Source organism: Mesorhizobium sp. M0437, assembly GCF_040321335.1.
Lineage (GTDB): Bacteria > Pseudomonadota > Alphaproteobacteria > Rhizobiales > Rhizobiaceae > Mesorhizobium.
In genome coordinates, this window is sequence record NZ_JAMYRK010000225.1 from 1 (window position 1) to 1,103 (window position 1,103).

Sequence of the window (1,103 nt, forward strand, 5' to 3'; positions counted from 1 at the left end):
GAGTGCGCGGCCTGAGACATAGGTGACGTTTTGTACCGGACACATGGGTAACACTTTTGGCTTTTGGCCGGAGGTGTTGATGCCGTGGAGAGAGTGTTCGGTGATGGAGGAACGTCTACGTTTCGTTGCCCGCCTTCTCGCGGGAGAAGGCATGAGCGATGTGTGCCGGGATTTCGGGATTTCGCGCAAGACTGGCTACAAGATCTTCAACCGCTATAGGGAGGAAGGGCTGGAGGCGCTTTGCGACCGCTCGCGGCGGCCGGTGAGGTACGCCAACCAGTTGCCCGAGCAGATCGAGCGGCTGATCGTCGAGACCAAGCGCGAGAAGCCGCATTGGGGCGCTCGCAAGATCAGGGAGTTGCTGGTCAGGAAGCTCGCCGGTGATGTGCGTATCCCGGCCAAAAGCACCGTGCATGCCGTGCTCGACCGTCACGGCCTTGTGAGCCAGGCCCGCAAGAGGAACCGGGCGAGCAAGGCCGTGGGCACGCCATTGTCGCAAGCCGCCGCCCCTAACGATCTGTGGTGCACCGACTTCAAGGGGGAGTTCAGGCTCGGCAACGGTAGCTACTGTTACCCCCTGACGGTCACCGACCAGATCTCGCGCTATGTGCTCGCCTGCGAAGCGCTTGAATCGACAAAGGAGACGCCGGTCATCGAGGCCTTCGTGCGGCTGTTCAGGGAGCGCGGCCTGCCCGCCGCCATCCGCTCCGACAACGGGCTCCCTTTCGCTTCGCCTAACGGCCTCTACAATCTCTCGCGCCTGTCGGTGTTCTGGCTCAGGCTCGGCATCGTCATCGAGCGCATCCAGCCGGGCAACCCGCAACAGAACGGCCGCCACGAGCGCATGCATCTGACCTTAAAGAAAGAGACGACCAGGCCGCCCGGCATGAACATCCTCCAGCAGCAGGCGAGGTTCGACGCTTTCATCAGCGAATTCAATGAGGAAAGGCCACACGAGGCGCTCGCCATGCGCACCCCGGCCGAGCTCTACACGCCGTCCTCAAGAGCCTATGACGGCCTGCCGGAACTGGAATACCCCTTCCACGACCGCGACATCCTGGTTACCGCTTGCGGCCGCATCTGCATGCACAGGAAGAAGATCA

The 1,103-nt window shown here is 62.2% G+C and carries 1 protein-coding gene; it reads left to right on the forward strand.

What is annotated here, in order from left to right:
* Window positions 1-79 precede the first annotated feature (79 nt).
* Window positions 80-1,103, forward strand: a 1,024-nt coding sequence (locus NKI72_RS35125; RefSeq protein ID WP_352852268.1) for an integrase core domain-containing protein, incomplete at its 3' end; no start/stop codon positions are given.